This window comes from Micromonospora fulviviridis (genome assembly GCF_014648395.1).
Lineage (GTDB): Bacteria > Actinomycetota > Actinomycetes > Mycobacteriales > Micromonosporaceae > Micromonospora > Micromonospora fulviviridis.
Genome location: NZ_BMRA01000004.1, coordinates 373939 through 395669, shown reverse-complemented (window position 1 = coordinate 395669; position 21731 = coordinate 373939). Strand labels below are relative to the sequence as shown.

Annotated in this window: 23 protein-coding genes; 8 read left to right on the top strand and 15 right to left on the bottom strand. The window is 74.0% G+C overall.

Features of this window, described 5'->3' with window-relative positions; all coding sequences use genetic code 11:
• Positions 1 to 2 precede the first annotated feature (2 nt).
• Positions 3 to 1490 (top strand): phytoene desaturase family protein, encoded by a 1488-nt coding sequence (locus tag IEY96_RS13250; protein ID WP_189195108.1) that lies wholly within the window; start codon positions 3 to 5, stop codon positions 1488 to 1490.
• Between the two features lie 9 nt (positions 1491 to 1499).
• On the opposite strand, the gene IEY96_RS13245 is transcribed toward IEY96_RS13250, so the two are convergent.
• Positions 1500 to 2189 (bottom strand): CDP-alcohol phosphatidyltransferase family protein, encoded by a 690-nt coding sequence (locus tag IEY96_RS13245; RefSeq protein ID WP_189195107.1) that lies wholly within the window; start codon positions 2187 to 2189, stop codon positions 1500 to 1502.
• Between the two features lie 44 nt (positions 2190 to 2233).
• Entirely contained in the window at positions 2234 to 3151 is a 918-nt protein-coding gene (gene metF / locus IEY96_RS13240) for a methylenetetrahydrofolate reductase [NAD(P)H] (protein WP_189195106.1), read from the bottom strand.
• Positions 3152 to 3377: 226 nt separating this feature from the next.
• Here metF and IEY96_RS13235 point away from each other — a divergent pair, with 226 nt between their 5' ends.
• On the top strand, positions 3378 to 3860 hold the full coding sequence (locus tag IEY96_RS13235) for a helix-turn-helix domain-containing protein (protein WP_189195105.1): 483 nt from the start codon (positions 3378 to 3380) through the stop codon (positions 3858 to 3860).
• Positions 3861 to 3870: 10 nt separating this feature from the next.
• Positions 3871 to 4953, top strand: a complete 1083-nt coding sequence (locus IEY96_RS13230; protein WP_189195104.1) for a polyprenyl synthetase family protein — start codon at positions 3871 to 3873, stop codon at positions 4951 to 4953.
• 123 nt (positions 4954 to 5076) lie between these two features.
• Here IEY96_RS13230 and IEY96_RS13225 read toward each other — a convergent pair whose 3' ends face one another.
• Positions 5077 to 5469 (bottom strand): Rv2175c family DNA-binding protein, encoded by a 393-nt coding sequence (locus IEY96_RS13225; protein WP_373293560.1) that lies wholly within the window; start codon positions 5467 to 5469, stop codon positions 5077 to 5079.
• Between the two features lie 143 nt (positions 5470 to 5612).
• Between IEY96_RS13225 and pknB the strand changes: the two genes are divergently transcribed.
• Positions 5613 to 7598: a Stk1 family PASTA domain-containing Ser/Thr kinase gene (gene pknB, locus IEY96_RS13220; protein ID WP_189195103.1), complete on the top strand. Its 1986-nt coding sequence runs from the start codon at positions 5613 to 5615 to the stop codon at positions 7596 to 7598.
• Positions 7595 to 8464: a deoxyribonuclease IV gene (locus IEY96_RS13215; RefSeq protein WP_189195102.1), complete on the top strand. Its 870-nt coding sequence runs from the start codon at positions 7595 to 7597 to the stop codon at positions 8462 to 8464. The genes pknB and IEY96_RS13215 overlap by 4 nt, the downstream gene beginning before the upstream one ends.
• Positions 8465 to 8600: 136 nt before the next feature.
• Here the strand turns inward: IEY96_RS13215 and IEY96_RS13210 are convergent, their stop codons facing one another.
• From IEY96_RS13210 to IEY96_RS13195, 4 genes are all read right to left on the bottom strand, one after another.
• A complete protein-coding gene (locus tag IEY96_RS13210; RefSeq protein WP_189195101.1) occupies positions 8601 to 9629 on the bottom strand; it encodes a threonine aldolase family protein in 1029 nt (342 codons plus the stop codon).
• A gap of 50 nt (positions 9630 to 9679) precedes the next feature.
• Complete coding sequence (locus IEY96_RS13205; protein ID WP_189195100.1) at positions 9680 to 11086, bottom strand: class II 3-deoxy-7-phosphoheptulonate synthase; 1407 nt, start codon at positions 11084 to 11086, stop codon at positions 9680 to 9682.
• A 114-nt stretch (positions 11087 to 11200) separates the two neighbouring features.
• Positions 11201 to 11695 carry a hypothetical protein gene (locus IEY96_RS13200; RefSeq protein ID WP_189195099.1) on the bottom strand — a complete coding sequence of 165 codons (495 nt, stop codon included), beginning with the start codon at positions 11693 to 11695 and terminating at the stop codon, positions 11201 to 11203.
• 258 nt (positions 11696 to 11953) lie between these two features.
• Complete coding sequence (locus IEY96_RS13195) at positions 11954 to 13594, bottom strand: glycosyl hydrolase family 18 protein (RefSeq protein ID WP_189195098.1); 1641 nt, start codon at positions 13592 to 13594, stop codon at positions 11954 to 11956.
• A gap of 143 nt (positions 13595 to 13737) precedes the next feature.
• Between IEY96_RS13195 and IEY96_RS13190 the strand changes: the two genes are divergently transcribed.
• On the top strand, positions 13738 to 14226 hold the full coding sequence (locus tag IEY96_RS13190) for a glutathione peroxidase (RefSeq protein WP_189195097.1): 489 nt from the start codon (positions 13738 to 13740) through the stop codon (positions 14224 to 14226).
• Between the two features lie 16 nt (positions 14227 to 14242).
• Here IEY96_RS13190 and IEY96_RS13185 read toward each other — a convergent pair whose 3' ends face one another.
• Together IEY96_RS13185 and IEY96_RS13180 are read right to left on the bottom strand one after the other, a co-directional pair.
• Positions 14243 to 14662: a DUF4259 domain-containing protein gene (locus IEY96_RS13185; RefSeq protein ID WP_189195096.1), complete on the bottom strand. Its 420-nt coding sequence runs from the start codon at positions 14660 to 14662 to the stop codon at positions 14243 to 14245.
• Positions 14663 to 14774: 112 nt separating this feature from the next.
• Positions 14775 to 15581 (bottom strand): SGNH/GDSL hydrolase family protein, encoded by an 807-nt coding sequence (locus tag IEY96_RS13180; RefSeq protein ID WP_189195095.1) that lies wholly within the window; start codon positions 15579 to 15581, stop codon positions 14775 to 14777.
• Positions 15582 to 15758: 177 nt separating this feature from the next.
• Between IEY96_RS13180 and IEY96_RS13175 the strand changes: the two genes are divergently transcribed.
• Complete coding sequence (locus IEY96_RS13175; protein ID WP_189195094.1) at positions 15759 to 16706, top strand: threonine ammonia-lyase; 948 nt, start codon at positions 15759 to 15761, stop codon at positions 16704 to 16706.
• 79 nt (positions 16707 to 16785) lie between these two features.
• Here the strand turns inward: IEY96_RS13175 and IEY96_RS13170 are convergent, their stop codons facing one another.
• From IEY96_RS13170 to IEY96_RS13150, 5 genes are all read right to left on the bottom strand, one after another.
• Entirely contained in the window at positions 16786 to 17136 is a 351-nt protein-coding gene (locus IEY96_RS13170) for a DUF2203 domain-containing protein (protein WP_189195093.1), read from the bottom strand.
• A gap of 55 nt (positions 17137 to 17191) precedes the next feature.
• Positions 17192 to 18010, bottom strand: a complete 819-nt coding sequence (proC, locus tag IEY96_RS13165; RefSeq protein ID WP_107076605.1) for a pyrroline-5-carboxylate reductase — start codon at positions 18008 to 18010, stop codon at positions 17192 to 17194.
• A gap of 73 nt (positions 18011 to 18083) precedes the next feature.
• Positions 18084 to 19112, bottom strand: coding sequence for a 6-phosphofructokinase (locus IEY96_RS13160; protein ID WP_189195281.1), 1029 nt, complete (start codon positions 19110 to 19112; stop codon positions 18084 to 18086).
• 178 nt (positions 19113 to 19290) lie between these two features.
• Positions 19291 to 19794: a pyridoxamine 5'-phosphate oxidase family protein gene (locus tag IEY96_RS13155; protein ID WP_189195092.1), complete on the bottom strand. Its 504-nt coding sequence runs from the start codon at positions 19792 to 19794 to the stop codon at positions 19291 to 19293.
• 70 nt (positions 19795 to 19864) lie between these two features.
• The gene (locus tag IEY96_RS13150) at positions 19865 to 20362 is read right to left on the bottom strand and encodes a polyadenylate-specific 3'-exoribonuclease AS (RefSeq protein WP_189195280.1); all 498 of its coding nucleotides are present in this window, start codon (positions 20360 to 20362) and stop codon (positions 19865 to 19867) included.
• A 246-nt stretch (positions 20363 to 20608) separates the two neighbouring features.
• Between IEY96_RS13150 and IEY96_RS13145 the strand changes: the two genes are divergently transcribed.
• Complete coding sequence (locus IEY96_RS13145) at positions 20609 to 21301, top strand: Crp/Fnr family transcriptional regulator (protein WP_091268212.1); 693 nt, start codon at positions 20609 to 20611, stop codon at positions 21299 to 21301.
• A gap of 116 nt (positions 21302 to 21417) precedes the next feature.
• On the opposite strand, the gene IEY96_RS13140 is transcribed toward IEY96_RS13145, so the two are convergent.
• Positions 21418 to 21594, bottom strand: coding sequence for a hypothetical protein (locus tag IEY96_RS13140; RefSeq protein WP_189195091.1), 177 nt, complete (start codon positions 21592 to 21594; stop codon positions 21418 to 21420).
• Positions 21595 to 21731 lie beyond the last annotated feature (137 nt).

Sequence of the window (21731 nt, the reverse complement as noted above, 5' to 3'; positions counted from 1 at the left end):
GCATGGCGCGGATCGTGGTCATCGGCGCCGGCGTGGGCGGACTGGCCACCGCCGCCCGGCTGGCGGTCACCGGGCACGAGGTGACCGTCCTCGAACGGGCCGACACCGTCGGCGGGAAACTCGGCCGGCACCTGCACGACACCCCCGAGGGGGCGTGGCGCTTCGACACCGGGCCGAGCCTGGTCACCCTGCCGCAGGTGTTCCATGACCTGTTCGAGGCGACCGGCGCGAAGCTCGACGAATACCTGGACCTCGTGCCGCTGGACCCGATCGTCCGGCACGTCTTCCCCGACGGCGGACCCGCCCTCGACTCCTGCGCCGACCCGGCCGAGTTCACCGCCCGGATCGGCGCGGCGCTCGGCGACCGGGCCGCCGCCGACTGGCAGCGGCTCTGGCAGCGGGCCGGCCGGGTGTGGGCGGCCTCCCACCGGGACGTGCTGCGCCGCACCGTCGACTCCCCGCGCGACCTGGCCGCGCTGGCCTGGCGGCTGGGCGACCTCGCCGCCATCGGCCCCGGCCGCAGCCTGCGCGGGCTGGGCCGCCGGCACCTGTCCGACCCGCGGCTGCGGATGCTGCTCGACCGGTACGCCACCTACACCGGCGCCGACCCGCGCCGCGCGCCGGCCGCGCTGGTCGCCGTCCCCTACGCCGAACTGGCGTACGGCGGCTGGTATCTGCGCGGCGGGCTGGGCACCCTGGCCGACGCGCTGCTGTCGCGCTGCCTGGACCTCGGCGTGGTGGTGCGGACCGGCGCCACCGTCACCCGCATCGACGCGGCCGGCGGCCGGGTGCACGGCGTACGCCTGGCCGGCGTGGCCGCTCCCGTCCCCGCCGACGTGGTGGTGGCCAACGTCGACGCGCTCACCGTCTACCGGGACCTGCTGCCCACCCCGCGCCGGCTGGCCGCGCTCACCGACCGCAGCCTGGCCGGATTCGTGCTGCTGCTGGGCGTCCGCGGCGACTCCGGGCTGGCCCACCACACCGTCTTCTTCCCGCGCGACAACGACGCCGAGTTCGACGCGGTCTTCGGCGACCCGGGGCGGGGCGTCCGGGCCCGGCCGGCGCCCGACCCGACCGTCTTCGTCACGGTGGCCGACGACCCGGCGGTCCGCCCCGAGGGGCACGAGGCGTGGTTCGTGCTGGTCAACGCGGCACGGCACGGCACGGCCGCGGGCGCGGTCGACTGGCGGCGGCCGGGGCTGGCCGAGGCGTACGCCGACCGGATCCTCGACGTGCTCGCCGAGCGGGGCGTGGACGTGCGGGACCGGCTGGTGTTCCGGGAGATCCGCACCCCGGCCGACCTGGACGCGGCGACCGGCGCGCCGGGCGGGGCGATCTACGGCACCGCGGGCGGGCTGCTCCGCCCGGCCAACCGGGGGCCGGCGGCGGGGCTCTGGCTGGTCGGCGGCTCCAGCCACCCCGGCGGCGGGCTCCCCATGGTCACCCTGTCGGCGGAGATCGTCGCCGACGCCATCGGCCCGGCCTGGTAGGGCGAGGGGTCAGTCGGCGTCGATCAGGGCACGGCGCACGGCGGAGAGCAGTTGGCCGAGGCCGAAGCCGGCCAGCAGCACCCAGACCGTGGTGGCCATCGTGATGGTGCCCGCGGACAGGTCGGCGTCGAGCAGCCCGGCGAGCCCGGCGACCAGCAGCCCGAACAGGGCCACGCAGACCCGGGTGGGGCGCTCCCCCACGGTCACCGCACCGATCTCCCGCATCCCGGCGGAGACCGCCCGGGCCCGCACGTACTCGTGCAGCCAGGACAGGCCGCCGGCCGCGGCGACCAGCGCGCCGGGCGCGCCGAGCAGCCAGAACGCGGTCAGCCAGGCGGCCTCCCCGAGGCGGTCGGCCACCGAGTCGTAAACGTAGCCGAGCCGGGTGGTGCGGTTGGTGGCCACCGCCACCGCGCCGTCGACGCTGTCCGCCACCGCGGCCAGCAGCACGAACAGGGCGCCCAGGAACGGCCCGTCGCCGGCCCGCCCCACCAGCAGGGGTACGCAGACGCAGAGCAGCACCCCGACCACGGTCACCGGGGTCGGGCCGATCCGCAGCCGGCCCAGGATGTAGCCCACGTGGTAGGCGAAGCGCAGCCAGGCGCGGACCACCGGCGCGGCCACCCGGGGGTCGAAGCCGCCGTGCAGCCGCGCCCAGGCGGTCGCGTACTGGTCCCAGTTCAGCTGTGTGCCCACCACGGATCAACCGTAGAAGGGCGGCGCGGGTGTCGTGCGCCGGGTCGTCACACCCGCGCGTCGGCCCGCAGCCGCTGCCAGACCTCCCGGGTGGCGGTGGACCGGTTGAGGGTGATGAAGTGGATCCCCGGCACGCCCTCGTCCAGCAGCTTCGCGCACATCTCGCTGGCCTGCTCGATGCCGAGCCGGCGGACCGCCTCCGGGTCGTCGGCCACCTCGGCGAACCGCTCGGCGAGGGCCGGCGGGAACGGCGCGCCGGAGAGCTGCACGGACCGCTCGATGGTGCCGATCTGCGTCACCGGCATCACCCCGGCCAGGATCGGGGTGTCGCAGCCGGCGGCCGCCACCCGGTCGCGCAGCCGCAGGTAGTCGTCGGCGTCGAAGAACATCTGGGTGATCGCGAACTCGGCCCCGGCCCGGCACTTGCGGACGAAGTGCGCGGTGTCGCTGGCCACGTCGGGCGAGCGCGGGTGCTTGTACGGGAAGGCGGCCACCCCGACGCTGAAGTCGCCGGAGTCCCGGACCAGCCGGACCAGATCCTCGGCGTACCGCACGCCCTCCGGGTGCTCGATCCACTCACCGCCCGGGTTGCCCGGCGGGTCGCCGCGCACGGCCAGCACGTTGCGCACCCCGACCGACGCGAGCCGGCCGATCACGTGCCGCAGCTCGGCGACCGAGTGGTCGACCGCGGTGAGATGCGCCATCGGCAGCAGGGTGGTCTCGGTGGCGATCCGCTCGGTCACCGCGACCGTGGTGTCCCGGGTCGAGCCGCCCGCGCCGTAGGTGATCGAGACGAACGACGGGCGCAGCGACTCCAGCTCGCGGATGGCCTGCCAGAGCAGGCGCTCCCCCTGCGGGGTCTTCGGCGGGAAGAACTCGAAGGAGAAGGTGGGCCGGCCGTCGCGGATCAGCTCGCCGATGGCCGGCTGGGGGTTGGGGAGGACCGAGGGGAGACCGAGCGCCACGGACCGACTGTAACCGGCCGGTCCGGTCCGACCCAGGATCTTCCCAGCCCGCGAGCACGAGCGCGGCGGAGCGTCGTACCCCGGGGGTAGGAAGGGGGCAGCGCGGTGGGGCCGGCCGGTGGCCGGTCCGGGGGGCCGCGCGGGGGTCGCCACGATCGGCGACGCGTCGGCCCGGCACCGCCGGGGCGTCCGCGTCGCCGCCCGCGCCGTCGCCTCCGGAGGACCGATGACCCCGTCCCCACCACCCGGCCCGCGCCCGCTCGGGCCGCTCCTGGCCGAGCTTCGGGCGGCCCGCGGCTGGAGCCAGCAGCGGGTCGCCGCCGAGCTGTGCGCCGCCGCCGGCGTGCCGACCCTGACCCGGCACGAGGTGTCCCGGTGGGAGCGGCAGCGGCGGCTCCCCGGTGACTTCTGGTCCGGCTGGCTGGCGGTGGTCCTCGGGGTGCCGGGCGACCTGCTCGCCGAGGCCGCCGCGCGCAGCCGCCGGCTCGCCCCGGGCGGCCGGCCGGCTCGCCGGGGTGTGCCGGTGGCCGGCCGCGCACCCGCCCGGGCCGGCCGCCCGGCGCCACGCGGGACCGGTCGCGGCGGCCCGCCCGCACCCGCCGGTCGCGCCCCCGGCGGGCCCGGGGCGGCGCGGGCGCGGGCGCCCGGGTCGACGCCCCGCGCGGCGCGCCGGGACGGCGATCGGACACGACCGGCGGGGACCGGCTAGCGTCGTCGGCGTGACCCACGCTGCTCCCGTGTCCCCCGTCGACCGCGCCGGTCTCCGCCAGCGGATCGACAAGGCCCTCACCGAGTTCCTCGCCGGCCAGCGCGGCTGGCTGACGGCCGTCGACGACGGCCTGGCGCCCGTCGCCGAGACGATCGAGGCGTTCGTGCTGGGCGGCGGGAAGCGGCTGCGCCCGGCCTTCGGCTACTGGGGCTACCGGGGTGCCGGCGGGGTCGACTCCGACCAGGTGGTCGCCGCCCTGGCCGCGCTGGAGTTCGTGCAGGCCAGCGCCCTGATCCACGACGACCTGATGGACCGCTCGGACACCCGCCGGGGCGAGCCGGCGGTGCACCGGCGGTTCGCCGCCCGGCACCGCGCGGCCGGCTGGAGCGGTGACCCGGACGGGTTCGGCGACGCCGCGGCGATCCTGCTGGGCGACCTGTGCCTGGTCTGGTCCGACGAGGTGCTGCACTCCGCCGGCCTGGACCCGCGCACGGTGGCCCGCGCCCGGCCGATCTTCGACGAGATGCGCACCGAGGTGACCGTCGGGCAGTACCTGGACGTGCTGACCCAGGCCACCGGGGACACCTCGCTGGAGCGGGCCGGCAAGGTGGCCCGCTACAAGTCGGCGAAGTACACCGTCGAGCGGCCGCTGCTGCTCGGCGCCGCGCTGGCCGACGCGCCGGCCGAGGTGCACGCCGCCTACTCGGCGTACGGGCTGCCGCTGGGCGAGGCGTTCCAGCTCCGCGACGACGTGCTGGGGGTGTTCGGCGACCCCGAGCGCACCGGCAAGCCGGCCGGCGACGACCTGCGCGAGGGCAAGCGGACGTACCTGGTGGCGGCGGCCCTCGAGACGCTCGACGACGCCGGCCGCGAGCTGCTGCTCGGCGGCCTCGGCGACCCGGACCTGGACGCCGCCGGGGTGGCCCGCCTCCGCGAGCTGATCACGGCGAGCGGAGCCCTGGACCGCACCGAACGCCGGATCACCGCCCTCACCGAGAGCGCCCTCGCGGCCCTCACCACGGTCGACCTCGACACCGAGGCCCGCCAGTCCCTCGTCGACCTGGCCATCGCCGCCACCCGCCGCACCGACTGACTCCTTCAGGGCCGGCGTCGTCCGCCGCCACCAGGCCCGCCACGGTCGATCATGAGGTTGACGGCGAAGTGGATCTCCGAGTGTGCCACCAACCTCATGATCGACGAGGTGGGGGTGGGCCGGTCAGAAGCCGAGGGCCTGGGCGCGGCGCTTGACCTCGCGGGCCTGGTCGCCGCCGAGGGCGGCGGCCGGCGTCGTACCGGGGAGGGTGGGGTCCTCCTGGTAGAGCCAGCGCAGCGCCTCCTCGTCGTCGTACCCGGCGTCGGCGAGCAGGTTGAGCACGCCGGGCAGGTGCTTGAGCACGGTGTGGTTGGCCACCAGGTCGGCCGGGATCCGGCGGACGCCGTCGCGGCGCACCGCGAGCAGTTCCCGGTCGCGGATCATCTGGTGCACCTTGCTGATCGACAGGTCGAGGCGCTCGGCCACGTCCGGGAGGGTCAGCCAGCCGGCCGGGTCGGTCGGTCCGGGCAGGTCGGCGCCGGTGGCGGCGGCCTGGGCGGGTACGGAATCGGTCACCCGACCACCCTGCCACGTGCCCGCCCGGGCCGGTCGGCGGCACCCCGTACCCCGCCCGGCGCGTGCGCCGGTCCACCCCCGTCGCAGCCCGGCTGTAGCATCCTGTTCAACCTTCACCCTCCCGACACATAGACTGCCTGCCGATGGACACACAGGTCGCCGACACGTTGCTGGGCTCGCTGATCGACGGGCGCTACCGCATTCGCGGTCGCGTGGCCCGTGGCGGCATGGCGACCGTGTACACCGCCACCGACGAGCGCCTGGAGCGCACCGTGGCGGTCAAGATCATTCACCCGACGCAGGCGCCCGAGGCCCGGGCCCGGATGGCCGGCTTCGTCGAACGCTTCACCGACGAGGCGAAGACCATCGCCCGACTCACCCACCCCAACGTGGTGGCGGTCTACGACCAGGGCAGCCACGCGGGCCTCCCCTACCTCGTGATGGAGTACGTGCGCGGTCGCACCCTGCGCGACGTGCTCGCCGAGCGGCGCCGGCTCACCCCGGAGGAGGCGCTGGCCATCGCCGAGCAGATGCTCGCCGCGATCGCCGCCGCGCACCGGGCCGGCCTCGTGCACCGCGACGTCAAGCCGGAGAACGTGCTGGTCGCCGAGGCGCCCACCGGCGGCACCACCAGCCTGGTGGACAGCGTGGTCAAGGTGGCCGACTTCGGGCTGGCCCGCGCGGTCGAGGCCAGCGCCGAGGAGGAGAACGGCAACCAGCTCATGGCCACCGTGGCGTACGTGGCGCCGGAGCTGGTCACCCAGGGCCACGCGGACCCGCGCACCGACGTCTACTCCGCCGGCATCGTGCTGTTCGAGATGCTCACCGGCCGGGTGCCCTACGACGGCGACCGCCCGGTCGAGGTCGCCTGGCAGCACGTCGACCGCGACGTGCCGGCCCCGTCGACCCTGGTGCCGGCGCTGCCCCGGGTCCTCGACGCGCTGGTCGCCCGGGCCACCCGGCGCGACCCGGCCGCCCGCCCGGCCGACGCCGGCGCGCTGCTGACCGAGGTGCAGGCCGCCCGGGACGAGCTGAGCGACGCCAACTCGCACACCGCGGTGCTGCGGCAGATGGGCGACGAGACGGCCGTTATCGCGCAGCCCACCATGGTGGTGGCGGCGGTCCGCCCGGCCGAGCGCCCCGCCTGGGCCCGGCTGCCCGAGGGTGGCGGCGGCCAGCGCACGCACCGCCGCCGCGCCGTCGAGGACGAGGGCCTGGGCGCCCGGCTCGCCGGGCTGCGTACCCGGGTGATGGGCTCGCCGCGCGGCCGGCTGGCGGTCGCCGCGGCGGCCGTGGTGCTCGGCCTGGTGGCCGCCGTGGGCGGCTGGTGGGTCGGGGTGGGCCGCTACACGGTCGCCCCGCAGCTGATGAGCCTGAGCAAGGCCGAGGCGGAGGCGCAGGCCACCCGGGGCGGCTTCGTCCTGCGCTACGCCGAGCCCCGTTACGACGAGAAGATCCCCAAGGACACGGTGCTGGGCCAGGACCCGGTCTCCGCCACCCGGATCGTCAAGGGCGGCACGATCACCCTGACCCTGTCGCTCGGCCCGGAGCGGCTGCCGGTGCCGGACGTGGTGGGCAAGGACTTCGAACTGGCCCGGGCCGAGCTGGCCGACGCCAAGCTGGCGCCGGTCAAGGGCAGCTCCCGCTACGACGACGCGCTGCCGGCCGGGGTGGTGCTGGCCACCGACCCGAAGGTGGGCACGGTGGTCAAACCGGGCACGAAGGTGACGGTGATCCTGAGCAAGGGCCGCGCCCCGGTGAGCGTGCCGAACCTGGTGGGCAAGAGCCTCACCGACGCCCGCACCATCCTCGGCCAGCTCGGGCTGACCCCGGTGGAGACGTACAAGGACTCCGACAAGCCGAGGGACGAGATCCTCGGCCAGAGCCCGGCGGACGGCACCGGCGTGGAGAAGGGCGCCCAGGTCAAGCTGGACGTCAGCAAGGGCCCGGCCCAGGTGCCCGTCCCCCGCGTCGTCGACCTGCCCTGCCAGCAGGCCAAGCAGGTGCTGGAGAGCCAGGGCTTCCCGGTCAACATCCAGCTCAACCCCAACGGGGTGGCCCGCTTCCAGAACCCGGGCGAGAACACCCCGGTGCCGCCGGGCACCACGGTCACGGTGACCTGCCTGTGAGCGAGCGGAGCGGGCGGCGGCGGGTCGGCTCGCACACCCCCACCTCCGGGGGCCTGGCCAAGGCGGCGCTGCCCTACGCCGACGCGGCCGCCTCCGAGGCGGTGCAGGTCTACGTCTCCAACTCGCGGGGCTGGGCGCTGCCGGCGGGCGACCCGAAGCAGGACACGCTGTTCCGGGACGGCTGCGGCGAGCGCGGCCTGCCCGTCTTCATCCACGCCTCGCTGCTGGTCAACCTCGGCTCCCCCACCCCGGCCACGGTCGAGCGGTCGGCGGAGACCCTGGCGCACGCGCTGCGCCGGGGCCGGGCCATCGGCGCCGAGGCCGTGGTGTTCCACGCCGGCAGCGCCGTCGACGCGGGCCACGCCGAGGCGGCCATGCGGCAGGTCCGCGCGGCCCTGCTCCCGCTGCTGGACGAGACCGCGGCCACCGGCGGGCCGATGCTGCTGGTCGAGCCGAGCGCCGGGGGTGGCCGGTCGCTGGCCTCGCGGGTCGAGCACCTGGGCCCCTACCTGGACGCGGTGGACCGGCACCCCATGATGGGCGTCTGCTTCGACACCTGCCACGCCTGGGCGGCCGGGCACGACCTGGCCACCGAGGGCGGGATGACCGCCACGCTGGACGCGCTGGTCGCCGCGGTGGGCGCCGACCGGCTGAAGCTGGTGCACGCGAACGACTCGAAGGACCTGTGCGGCTCCACCCGGGACCGGCACGAGAGCATCGGCAAGGGCAGCATCGGCGAGCCGGCGTTCGCCGAGCTGATGCGCCACCCCGCCACCGCCGGCGTCCCCGTCCTGGTGGAAACGCCCACCGAGAAGCACGTAGGCCACGCCGCAGACATCGCCACCCTGAAGCGCCTCCACCCCTGAGCCACCCACCCCGGCCCGTGGGCCGGGCACCCCGGCACCCCGGCACCCCGGGGTTGATCAAGAAATTTGCGTCGGGATCCGCGTCGTGGACGACGCAAACTTCTTGATCAACGAGGCCAGGGGGCGGGACCGCGGGTCAGGCGCGGAGGATGGTGGTCAGGGTTTCGGCGGCCCGGTCGATCTGGTCGTTCGACACGTCCATGTGGGTGACCAGGCGGGCCGTGCGCGGGCCGAGCACCGAGATCAGCAGGCCCCGCTCCCGGGCGGCGGCCGCCAGGGCGGGCGCGTCGAGCGGGTGCTTGGCCAGGTCGAGCGGGACGATGTTGGTCCGCACCACCGTCGCAAGCACCCCGTACGGGGCGACCGCCTCGGCCAGCCGCGCGGCCTTGGCGTGGTCTTCGGCGAGCCGCTCGACGTGGTGGGCCAGCGCGTACCGGCCGGCGGCGGCCAGGATGCCGACCTGCCGCATTCCGCCGCCCATCCGCTTGCGGACGAACCGCGCCCGGGCGATCTTCTCGGCGCTGCCGACCACCAGCGAACCCACCGGGGCGCCGAGGCCCTTGGAGAGGCAGACCGAGAGGGTGTCGAACAGCGCCCCGTACTCGGCCAGCGGCACCCCGTCGGCCACGTGCGCGTGCCAGATCCGGGCGCCGTCGCAGTGCAGCGCGAGCCGGTGGTCGTCGGCGACCCGGCGCAGCTCGCGCAGGGTCGCCAGCGGGATCACCCCGCCGCCGCCGCGGTTGTGGGTCTGCTCGACGGCGATGGCCCGGGTCGGCACCGCGAAGTAGCCGTCCGGCCGGACCATCCCGGCCACCACCTCGGGGTCGATCTCCGCGCCGACCGCCGGCCAGGTCCGCGAGGAGATCCCGCCGTACGCGGCCGCCGCGCCGATCTCGTACGTGACCACGTGCGCGTCGGCGTCGCAGAGCAGCTCGTCGCCGGGCGGGACGACGAGCTGGAGGGCGATCTGGTTGGCCATCGAGCCGGTCGGGGCGAACAGCGCCGCCTCGTGCCCGAAGAGCGCGGCGACCTCGGCCTCCAGCGCGGTTACCGTCGGGTCCTCGGCGTAGACGTCGTCGCCCACCTCGGCGGTGGCCATCGCCTCCCGCATCCCGGCCGTGGGCCGGGTCACGGTGTCCGAACGAAGATCGATGAAGTCAGCCACGATGATCCTTTCGGCTGCCGACTGCGGGGCTCGCAAGCTCACTCCTCGCGTCAGCCACGGAGCATCTCCGCCACAAGGAAGGCCAGCTCCAGCGACTGCTGGGTGTTCAGTCGCGGGTCGCAGGCGGTTTCGTACCGGTCGGGCAGGTCGAGGTCCTCGATGCCCTGGGCGCCGCCGAGGCACTCGGTGACGTCCTCGCCGGTCAGCTCGACGTGCAGGCCGCCCGGGTGGGTCTCCAGGCCGCGGTGCACCTCGAAGTAGCCGAGCACCTCGTCGACGATCCGGTCGAAGTGCCGGGTCTTGTAGCCGTTCGAGGACTCGTGGGTGTTGCCGTGCATCGGGTCGCACTGCCAGACGACCTTGGCGCCGGCGGCGGTGACCTTGGCGACGATCGGGGGCAGGGCGTCCCGGACCCGGTGGTTGCCCATCCGGCTGATCAGGGTGAGCCGTCCGGGGATGTTGTCCGGGTTGAGCTTCTCGCAGAGCTCGATGGCCTCGTCCGGGGTGGTGGTCGGGCCGAGCTTGACCCCGATCGGGTTGGCGATCCGGGAGATGAAGTCGATGTGCGCCCCGTCGAGCTGCCGGGTCCGCTCGCCGATCCACAGGAAGTGCCCGGACAGGCCGTACGCCCGGCTGCCGGAGATCCGGGTGAGCGCCCGGTCGTACTCCAGCGCCAGCGCCTCGTGCGAGCAGTAGAGGGTGACCGTGCGCAGCGCCTCGTCGTCGGTCATCCCGCAGGCCCGGATGAAGGCCAGCGCCCGGTCGATCTCCCGGGCGATGGCCTCGTAGCGCTCGCCGGCCGGCGACTGCTTGACGAAGCCCTTGTTCCAGTCGTGCACCGCGTGCAGGTCGGCCAGCCCACCGGCCAGGTACGCGCGGAGCATGTTCATGGCGGCGGCCGAGTTGGCGTATGCCCGGATCATGCGCTGAGGGTCGGCGACCCGCGCCTCCGGCGTGGCCTCCAGCGAGTTGATCATGTCGCCGCGGTAGGCCGGCAGGCCGCGCGCGTCGGTCGGCAGCGACCGGGGCTTGGTGTACTGGCCGGCGACCCGGGCCACCTTGACCACCGGCAGCGACGCGCCGTACGTCAGCACGATCGCCATCTGGAGCAGGGTGCGGGCGTTGGCCAGCAGGTGGCTCTCGGTGTTGTCGGCGAAGGTCTCCGCGCAGTCGCCGCCCTGGAGCAGGAACGCCTTGCCCTCGCAGACCAGGGCCAGCCGCTGCCGGAGCTGGTCGACCTCGTAGGGGGCGACCACGGACGGCACCGTGTCCAGGACCTTGCAGACCTCGGCGACCTGCTCCTGGTCCGGCCAGGGCGGGGTCTGCGCGCGCGGGAGCTCCCGCCAGCGGTCCAGGCCGAGGGCCGCGTCCTCGGCGGAGTCGGCGGTCGGACGACTGGTCTGGAGGCCCGGGCTGCCCACGGCGGGGTGACTCAGCTGATGCCACTCATGGCGCATGGGGGAAAGCGTACGGCGACCGCCGGGGCGGCCCGCCGCCGAGGGGGACGGTTCCGGTGGTTGGGAGATCACCGACACACTCCGGAACCGCCGCAGGTCGGGGCGGGTGCGGGGTCAGGGCGTGATCCCCGGCTCCGGGGTGTTGCCGCCCGGCGCCTCGCCGGCGATGCACCAGTCGGCGCCGGTGCGGGTGACCGTGAACAGCAGCGACCGGGTGGCCTTGCGGGCCCCGACGGCCACCGTGATCGACGTGCTCACCTCCTCGCCGTGCGGGCCGGACCGGACGTCGGTGATGGTGGCCTGCGGGACCGTGAAGTGATCGGCGAAGTCGCCGTTCGGGCCGGTGGCGGCGGCGTCGAAGGCGGCCTGCATGGGCGCGCAGAGCTGGCTGCGCCCGGCGTCGGTGTCCTTGGCCGCCATCGCGTCCAGGTACGCCTGGACGCGCTCCCGGCTCTTGGCCGCCGCCTCCTCGGCCGGCGCCCGCTGGGACTGGCTGGCCGGGCTGGCCGGGGCGTCGTCCCCGCCGCCGAGGCCGCAGCCGGCCAGCGTGACCGGCAGGAGCGCGAGCAGGGCCGCGCCGGCCACCGCCCTCGGGTGCGTCAGGCCCATCGGTCCCCTTCCATCGGCGCGGACATCGGGACATGCCGAGCGGCGAGTCTGTCACATCGACGTCATCGCATACCGGCCCCGGGCCACCGGTGGCGGCCGCCACCGGCCCTCGACGACCTCCCCATCCTCGCCCGGATCGCCCCCGGCCGGCCAGAACGGCGCGCGGTCCGCGTCCGCATCCGTACCGGAACGGACACCGTGCGGGGAGGGGCCGGTGCGGCCCCTCCCCGCCGGGTGGGTGGTGCGTCGGCCCTCGGCTCAGCCGAGACCGCCCTTGATGGCGCCGATCAGCTCACCGTTGCTGGTGTCACCGGAGAGCTCCCAGAAGAACGCGCCACCGAGGCCCTGGTTCTTCGCGTAGGTCATCTTGCCGCCGATGGTCGCCGGGGTGTCGTAGCTCCACCAGTTGCTGCCGCACTTGGCGTAGGCGGTGCCGCCGACCGTGCCGGTGGCCGGGCAGCTGTTCTTGAGCACCTTGTAGTCCTCGATGCCCTGCTCGTAGGTGCCGGGCGCCGGGCCGGTCGCGGTGCCGCCGGGGGCGGTCTGGGTCACGCCGGTCCAGCCCCGGCCGTAGAAGCCGATGCCGAGCAGCAGCTTGTCCGACGGCACGCCCTTGGACTTGAGCTTCTGGATCGCCGCGTCCGACCAGAAGCCCTGCTGCGGGATACCGGTGTACGAGTAGAGCGGGGAGTGCGGCGCGGTCGGCCCCTGGGCGTTGAAGGCGCCGAAGTAGTCGTACGTCATCGGCATGAGCCAGTTGAGGTACGGCGTCGCGCCGGCGTAGTCGGTCGCGTCGATCTTGCCGCCGTTGCTGCCGTCGGCGGTGATCGCCGAGGTGACCAGGAAGTTCGCGCCGAACTTGCTGCGCAGCGCGCTGACCACGTTCTTGAACGCGTTCGGGCCGCTGCTGTCGCACTGGAGGCCGCAGGCGTTCGGGTACTCCCAGTCGACGTCGATGCCGTCGAAGACGTCCGCCCAGCGCGGGTCCTTGACCAGCGCGTAGCAGGAGTCGGCGAACGCGGCCGGGTTCTGCGCGGCCTGGGTGAAGCCGGCCGACCAGGTCCAGCCGCCGAAGGACCAGAGCACCTTCAGGTTCGGGTACATCTTCTTCAGCTTGCGCAGCTGGTTGAAGCTGCCGCGCAGGGGCTGGTCCCAGGTGTCGGCCACACCGTCGACGCTGTCCGCCGCGGTGTACGCCTTGTCGTAGTCGGCATAGCTGTCACCGATGCTGCACCGGCCGCCGGTGGTGTTGCCGAAGGCGTACAGGATGTGGGTGAGCTTGGCCGCGGACCCGCTCGTGTGGATGTTCTTCACGTGGTAGTTGCGGCCGTAGACGCCCCACTCCGCGAAGTAGCCGACCACCTTCTTGCCTCCGCTGGGCGGGGTCGTGGTGGGCGGAGGCGTGGTCGGCGGGGTGGTCGTCGGCGGGGTCGTGGTGGGCGGAGTGGTGGTGGGGGGCGGCGTCGTGGTCGGCGGGGTCGTCGTCGGAGGAGTGCCGCCGGAGCAGGACGCGCCGTTGACCGTGCAGTTCAGCGGCGCCTTGTACGCCCCGGTGCCGTTGTAGCCCCAGCTGAAGCTGGCGCCCGCGGCGAGCGGGCCGGCCCAGCTCTTCTTGACGGCCACGTAGTGGTTGCCGCTGCTGGTGACGTCGGCGTCCCAGAAGCTGCTGATGGTGGTGCCCGCGGGCAGATCGAACTCGATGCGCCAGGTGTCGACGCTGGCGCTGGTGCCGTTGGTGATGGTCACCTTCGCCTCGTGACCGGTCCCCCAGTCCTGCACCTTGGTGAACGTGGCGGTGACGCTGCCCGCGGCGGAGGCGGTCGCCATCGGCACCGCCGCGACCGCGAGCGCGACCACGGCGCCGGTGGCCCAGAGGGCCCGGCGGAGCGATCTCTTCATACGGCGTCTCCCCAAACAGTTAGGAAACTTTCCAGATTGGATGCTGAGACGCTACTCACGCGTCACCACTTCGTCAAGATGTAGATACATCGATTCCTCGGGTCCGCCGCCGGACGGGACGGGCAACCCCGTAGCCTCGTCCCATGACGGTTTTCGACGTGCAGATCGACGCCCTCGCCGGCGGCCCCGCCGACCTCGGGCGCTACCGCGGCCGCGCCCTGCTGGTGGTCAACGTCGCCTCCCGGTGCGGCCTCACTCCGCAGTACGCCGGCCTCCAGGCGCTCGCCGACGAGTACGCGGCCCGGGGCCTGACCGTGCTCGGCGTGCCGTGCAACCAGTTCGCCGGCCAGGAGCCCGGCACGGCCGCGGAGATCGAGGACTTCTGCCAGGTGAACTACGGCGTGACCTTCCCGCTCACCGAGAAGGTCGACGTCAACGGGCCGCACCGGCACCCGCTTTACGCCGAGCTGGTGTCCACCCCGGACGCCGAGGGGCACACCGGGGACGTGCGGTGGAACTTCGAGAAGTTCCTCGTCGCGCCGGACGGCACGGTGGCCGCCCGCTTCGCCCCGACGGTGACCCCGGACTCCCCCGAACTGCGCGCCACCGTCGAGAAGGTGCTGCCGGCCTGAGCGGCCGCCGAGGCGCTCAGGCCGAGGCGACGAGGGCGGCGCGGAGCCGGGCCACCTCGACCAGGAACTCGTTCGGCTCCCCCGCCTCGGCCCACAGCTCCGCCAGCTCGGAGTCGTCGGCGACCACCCGGTCCAGCGCGCGCACGGCCAGCGGTCGCAGCCGCTCGGGCAGGTCGAGCCGGGTGCCGGCGGTCAGGAAGTCCGGTGCGTAGGGCGAGTCGACGGGGAACGCGCCGGGCAGGTGGGCGACGACCACCGCGGCCGCGGCCACCGCCTCGACGCCGAGGTCCGAGTCGAGGTGGTCCGGCTCGTCGAGGACCGTGCGCAGGGCCCGCTCCACGAGGGCCGGACGCTCCTCCGGCGCGGCCTCGTCGAGGTCGCCGGACCAGTCCGCCGCCGTGTCGTTGTCGAACGGCCCCGCCGCCCAGGTCCCCATCCGGTCCTCCGCTCGCCGTCCACATCGACAGGACCGCAGGCTAGCGGCGGGGTCCGACAACGACGGATGTCCGGGGCAGGCCAGGGCCCGCCCCGGACGTGACCGTGCCGGATCAGCCCGCGGCGGAGCGGAAGACCGGGTAGTAGCCGCCGGACTGCCCCGCGGCCGTCGGGTGGTACGAGACGGTGAGGTTCAGGTAGTTCAACGCGTGCAGCCACTTCTCGCCGTAGCTGCACAGCTGGTGGCCGACGAAGATCGACCGGACGTCGGCGAACGTGAAGCCGGCCGAGGTGGCGGCCGTGCGGGTGATGTCGTCGACGAGGTTGATCCCCTCGTTGATCTTGGCTCGCGAGGTGGCGCTGAGACCGACGCAGACCGTGCCCAGCTGGTAGAAGACCGGGTAGCCGACCACCACGACCCGGGCCGACGGGGCCCGGCTCCTGATGCCGTTGTAGACGTTGGCCAGCTTGCCGGGCAGCTGGGTGCGGGCCTTGTCCTCGGCGGCCTGGACCGCGGCCACGCACTGGGTCTCACCCTGGAGCACGCAGGTGCTCATGATGCTGGCGAAACCGACGTCGTTGCCGCCGATCGTGACACTGACCAGCGTGGTGGTCGAGGAGAGCGCGGAGAGCTGGTTGTTGATGACGTCCGTGGTGGTCGCGCCGGAGCAGGCGACCGAGCGGTACGAGGCGGGCCTGATGTTGGTGTTGTAGAGCGCCGGGTAGGCGTTGGTGCTGCGCAGGCAGGACCCGCTCTCGGAGGTGTAGCTGTCGGCGCCGACGCCGGAGGCGTACGAGTCGCCGAGAGCGACGTAGCGATCGGTCGCGGCCGCTTGGGCGGGGGCGGCGCCCAGCGTCAGCGTGACGCCGAGCGAGGCGGCCAGGGTCAGGGCGAGGGTGGCAAGACGGGATCTCCGCACGTCGCACTCCTGGGGGTGGGAAGTGGTGGTGAGAGATAGATATCAATAGATTGGAGGCGCACGAAAGATCAACAATTTGCGCCGGTCGCCCATAGACCCTTATTGCTACAAATCGTTTACGGCGACGTATCCATCCATGAAGGTTTTCGCCAGCGGCGGATCGGCTAGGCTCGCCAGGTGCGGTTGATCACCGGGGACGACATCACGGCGGCCGAGAAGCGGCTCGACGGCCGGGTGGTCCGCACGCCGCTGCTGGACGCGCCGGTCCTCGGCGCCGACCTGGGCCTGCGAGTGGCGGTGAAGGCCGAGAACCTCCAGCACACCGGCAGCTTCAAGGTCCGCGGCGCCACGAACGCGCTGCTCGCCCACGCCGAGCGCGCCGGAACGCCGGCCGGGCTGGTGGCGTTCTCCGCCGGCAACCACGCGATCGCGGTGGCCCACGTCGCCCGCGCCGCCGGGCTGCCCGCGGTGGTCTGCATGCCGCCGCACGCGGTGCCCGGCAAGCTGGCCACGGTCCGCCGGCTCGGCGCCGAGGCGGTCCTCACCGACGACCTGCTGGCCACCGCCGAGGCGGTCGCGGCCGAGCGCGGCTTCCACCTGCTCGCGCCCTTCGACGACCCGGACGTGATCGCCGGTCAGGCCACCGTGGGGCGGGAGATCCTGGCCGACGGCCCGCGCCCGGACCTGGTGCTCGTACCGGTGGGCGGCGGCGGGCTGATCAGCGGGATCGCCGCGGCCATCCGCGCGGGGTCACCGACGACCCGGATCGTCGGGGTGGAGCCGGACGGGGCCAACGCCATGTCGTACGCCCTGCGGACCGGGACGCACACCCCGCCGGTCCGGCCGGCCTCGGTCGCCGACGGCCTGGCCGCCCCGTTCGCCGGGCGGCACACCCTGGCACACGTCCGGGCGCTGGTCGACACGGTCGTGGAGGTGCCGGAGGCGGACATCCTGCCCGCCTGGGCCGAACTGGTGGAGGCCACGAAGCTGCTCGTGGAGCCGGCGGCCGCGGTGACCCTGGCGGCGCTGCGGGCGGGGCTGGTCGAGGTGGCGCCCGGCGAGCGGACGGTCCTGGTGCTCAGCGGCGGCAACGTCGCACCGGCCGTGCTGGCCACCCTCGGCTGACGGATCGGACCGGGCGACGGCGACCGGCTCCGGCGGGTCGCACCGGGCCGGCGGGTCGGACCACGGGGGGGGCGACGGGTCAGACCGGGCGGCGTCCCGCGAAGCCGCACTCCACCCGGTGGTACCAGCGGACGTCGGTGTCCCCCTCCAGCCAGCACCAGAGCACCGCCCGGCCGTCCCGCTCGCCGGGGAAGTCGAGCAGCACCGGGGCGATCCCCTTGACCTGGATGCCGTGCTGGTGGAACTCGTCCACCACGGCGTGCAGCCGGGCCTCCAGGGCCTTCACCTCGGCCAGCCCACCGAGCGCGCTGACCCCGTGGTCGGCCAGGTCGATCCGGAGTTCGGCGAGGTCGGCGCGGAGCCGGATCAGCTCCTCGACGCGCGGCCGCAGGGTGGCCACCAGGTGTCGCGCCTGGGCGAGAGTGAACACGGCGCCAGTATGCGGCACGCCGCGAGATCCACTCCGGGTCGCCGTGCCGGCGGGGTCAGTCGGCCTGGGCGGCCAGTTCGCGGGCCCGGTCACGGGCCGCCTCGAGGGCCGCCAGCATGGCCGCGCGGACGCCGTGGTTCTCCAGCTCGCGGATGGCGGAGATGGTGGTGCCGGCCGGCGAGGTGACCGCCTCGCGGAGCTTCACCGGGTGCTCGCCGGAGTCGCGCAGCATCACCGCCGAGCCGATGGCGGTCTGCACGATCAGCTCGTGTGCCACCTGGCGCGGCAGGCCGAGCAGGATGCCGGCGTCGATCATGGCCTCGACCAGCAGGTAGAAGTAGGCCGGGCCGGAGCCGGACAGGGCGGTCACCGCGTCCTGCTGGGACTCGGGCACCCGGAGGGTGGCGCCGAGCGGCTTGAACATCTCCTCGGCCAGCGCCAGGTGCGCGCCGGTGGCGTGCGCGCCGGGCGAGATCGCGCTCATCGCCTCGTCGACCAGCGCCGGGGTGTTGGTCATCACCCGGACCACCGGGGTGCCCTCGGGCAGCCGGCGGTTGAAGAAGGCGGTGGGCAGGCCGGCGCAGAGCGAGATGACCAGTTTGTCGGCGGGCACCTTGGGGCCGATCTCGTCCAGCAGCGCGGCCGCGTCCTGCGGCTTGACCGAGACCGCGAGCACCTCGGCCTCGTCCACCGCGGTGAGGTTGTCCACCACCCGGACGCCGTACCGGGCGGTCAGTTCCTCGGCGCGGGCGGGCCGCCGGGCGGTGGCGAGCAGCCGCTCGACCGGCCAGCCGGAGCGGAGCAGCCCGGAGAGCATCAGCTCGCCGATCTTGCCCGCGCCGATCACCGCGACCGTGTGCACCTCGGGTGCCATGAGCCGTACCCCTCTCGGTGGAGGTGCGGCGCGGCGGGCCCGTCGCAGGACCCGCCGCGCCGCCCGCCGTCGGTCAGCTGCCGAAGAAGACCTCGGCCTCGGCGTACCGCTCCAGCGGCACGGTCTTCAGCTCCCGGGTGGCCTCTGCGAGGGGGACGCGGACGATGTCCGTGCTCTGCATCGCGACCATCTTGCCCCAGTCGCCCTCGTTCGCCGCGTCGATCGCGTGCAGGCCGAGGCGGGTGGCGAGCACCCGGTCGAACGCGGTCGGGGTGCCGCCGCGCTGGATGTGGCCGAGCACCACGGTGCGGGCCTCCTTGCCGGTCTTCGCCTCCAGCTGCTCGGCGAGCCACTGGCCGATGCCGCCGAGGCGGACGTGGCCGAAGGCGTCGAGCTCCTGGTTGTGCAGCACCATCTGGCCGTCGAGCGGCTGGGCGCCCTCGGCGACCACGACGATCGGGGCGTACTGGTGCTGGAAGCGCTTCTCGACGTAGCCCGCGACCTGGTCGACGTCAAACTGCCGCTCCGGCAGCAGGATCACGTTGGCGCCGCCGGCGAGGCCGGCGTGCAGGGCGATCCAGCCGGCGTGCCGGCCCATCACCTCGACGACCAGGGTGCGGTGGTGGCTCTCCGCGGTGGTGTGCAGCCGGTCGATCGCCTCCATGGCGATGTTCACGGCGGTGTCGAAGCCGAAGGTGTAGTCGGTGGCGCCGAGGTCGTTGTCGATGGTCTTCGGCACGCCGATGACGTGGACGCCCAGCTCGTGCAGCTTGGTGGCGACACCGAGGGTGTCCTCGCCGCCGATCGCGATCAGCGCGTCCACGCCCTGCGCGGCCAGGTTGTCCTTGATCCGCTCCACACCGCCGTCGATCTTGAACGGGTTGGTCCGGGACGAGCCGAGGATGGTGCCGCCACGGGGCAGGATGCCGCGGACCTCCGCGATGCCCAGCGGCTTGGACAGGCCCTCCAGCGGGCCCTTCCAGCCGTCCCGGAAGCCCACGAACTCGTGACCGTAGGTGGCGACGCCCTTGCGGACCACCGCCCGAATCACCGCATTGAGACCAGGGCAGTCGCCGCCGCCGGTGAGCACGCCGATACGCATGATCTGCTCATCCTCCTGGAGCATCAGGTGAAGCCCGGATAAGCCCCAGGATATGTGTCAGATCAGACCATCGGCGCCGTTGCCGGCCCGGGGCGGGCCGTCAGTGCGCACTGTAGTCGGCGTGCGGGCCCGCCGACACCGCGCCCCGGCCCGTTCCGCGCCCCGGACCGGCTACCGATCAGTAGCTGACCTCGCGGTTCTCCCCCGCCTTCGGCGGCTGCCCGGTGACCGCCGCCCGGGCGAAGTCGAGCAGGTTCACCACCGTGCTGCCCGGCGCGTCCCAGTACTCGGCCGAGCCGGCGTGCACCTTGATCAGCGTGAGGCCCGGGGTGTCCAGCCCGTCCGGGAACCAGGTCTTCAGCAGCGGGTGCCAGAGCCGCTCGGCCCGGGCCCGGTCCCACCCCTCGGCGGCGGTGCCGGCCACCGACACCCAGGCGTGGTGCCGCTGGTCGGCGAAGCCGACGTTGACCTGCGGGTTCACCCGGATCTGGCGGACCTTCGCGGAGTCCGCGTACGCGAAGAACCAGAGGTCGCCGTCGAACTCCGCCTCCTGGAGCCCCATGGGGCGGCTGACCAGCCGCCCGTCGACGGCGGTGGTGGTCAGCAGGCAGATGCGCGCGTCCCGGATCAGCTCGGTGACCCGGCCGCGGCCATCCCCGGCGTCGGTCGGCTGCTTGCTCATGCGGCCCTCCCTCGGATCGACTCGATGTCGATCCGTGCCCGGGACAGAACCGGTCAAACCTGCCGACAGCTCACCGGGTGGTCATGGCCCGCCAGCGGGCCAGGTTGTGCCGGGCGTCGACCAGCGCGTCGTGCCGGCCCGCCTCGGCCTCCGGCAGCCGCGGCCGGCCCCGGTCGTCCCAGAGCTGGCGCAGTTCCTTGGTGAACCGCGGGATCTCCCGGGGCAGCGCGGGCATCGCCCCCCAGAGCTGGGCCAGCACCACGTGGTCGTACGCCGCGTACCAGGCCCAGAGTTCCAGTTGCTCGCCGGGCCGGTCCCGGACCGGCGCCATGAGGAACTCGTAGAGGTCGTCGCGGATCCGCTCCCGGGAGCGCCAGGCCCGGTCGGCCGGCGAGGGGAGCTTGTCCAGCACGTTGCGGCGCACCCAGGGCACCGCCCGGGAGTCGTCGAACTCGGTGGAGACCGCGTAGAACTCGCGGCCGTACTCATCGACGACGCCGATCGACACCAGGTCGACGGTCCGGCCGTCCTCGATGAACTCACAGTCGTAGAAGTAGCGGTAGGCCATCGCCACCATCCTCGCCCACCGCCGCCGGCGGCCGGTCGCCGGGGCGTCCGCCGAGGTCGGCGGCCCGCCGCCACCAGCTGGTGACGGTCACGGAAGTGTCTCCAGGGGTGTACAGCACGCGACCGGAGCGTCATGATCTGATGTGTACCGCTACCGGACGCCGAACCGGTTGAGATGCCTCGTGCCGGGGTTGACAGGTTCACCCGGTGTGCGAGCTGTGGTCCTTGACCGGGGAGGGGTTGGGCCGTGGAGATGCGCCTGCCGGAGCCGGGTGACGCGCTCACGGGCGTGGAGATGTTCGCCGGGCTGGAGCCGGAGGTGCGGCAGCGGGTCATCGCCGCGGCCGTGCCGCGCACGTACCGCAAGGGTCAGTTGCTCTTCGTCGAGAACGACCCCGGCGAGTCGTTGATCGTGCTGCGCCGCGGCGCGGTGGCGGTGTTCCGCACGGCCCCCACCGGCGAGCGCGCCGTGCTGTCGGTCATCCGACCGCCGGACGTGCTGGGCGAGGTCTCCCTGCTGGACGCCTCGACCCGGTCGGCGTCGGCCGAGGCGATCGAGGACTGCGCCGCGCTGGCGCTGTCCCGGCCGGCCTTCATGGAGCTGGTGCACTCCAACCCACGCATTCTCGACGCGGTGATGCGCTCCCTCGGCCAGCTGATCCGCCGGCTCACCGAGCAGAACGCCGACCACGTCTTCCTCGACCTGCCGGGCCGGGTGGCCAAGACGCTGGTCCGGCTGGCCGGCGAGAGCCAGGCCCCGATGATCACGATCGAGCTCAACCAGAGCCAGCTCGCCGAGATGGCCGGCGGCTCGCGGCAGAGCGTCAACCAGGCCATCGGCTCCTTCGCCAGCCGGGGCTGGCTGCGCACCGAGGGGCGCCGGATCGTCGTCACCGACGTGGCCGCGCTGCGCCGGCGCGCCGGCATGAACGACCGCTGACCGCCTGACCTGACCCGACCGCGGGGCCGCGCGGAGTCCGCGCCCCGGCGGCGTTCCCGTCCCCACGCACGGCTGCGCCGGCTGCCTCGGCAGCCGGCGTGACCGTGGTGCGCGGTTCAGCGGGTCGGGCCCGCCCAGTAGCCGGGACCGGCCCAGCGGCGGGTCGGGCCGGCCCACCCGCGGCCGGAATCCGCCGAGAAGCCCGGACCGGCCCAGTAGCCCGGACCCACCCAGTAGCCCGGTCCGGCCCAGCCGGTCGTCGTGTCGGCCTTGGCGTTCGTCGAGGTGGACATCGTGCCTCCCTGGTTGTCGTGTCGGTTGCTGGTGCAGCACCGACGCTACGGGAGGGACGATCGGCGCAAAATAGACATATATACACTAATCACTGCCCGAAGGGCCGTTGTCCATCGTCGACGCCCACTGCCAGCGT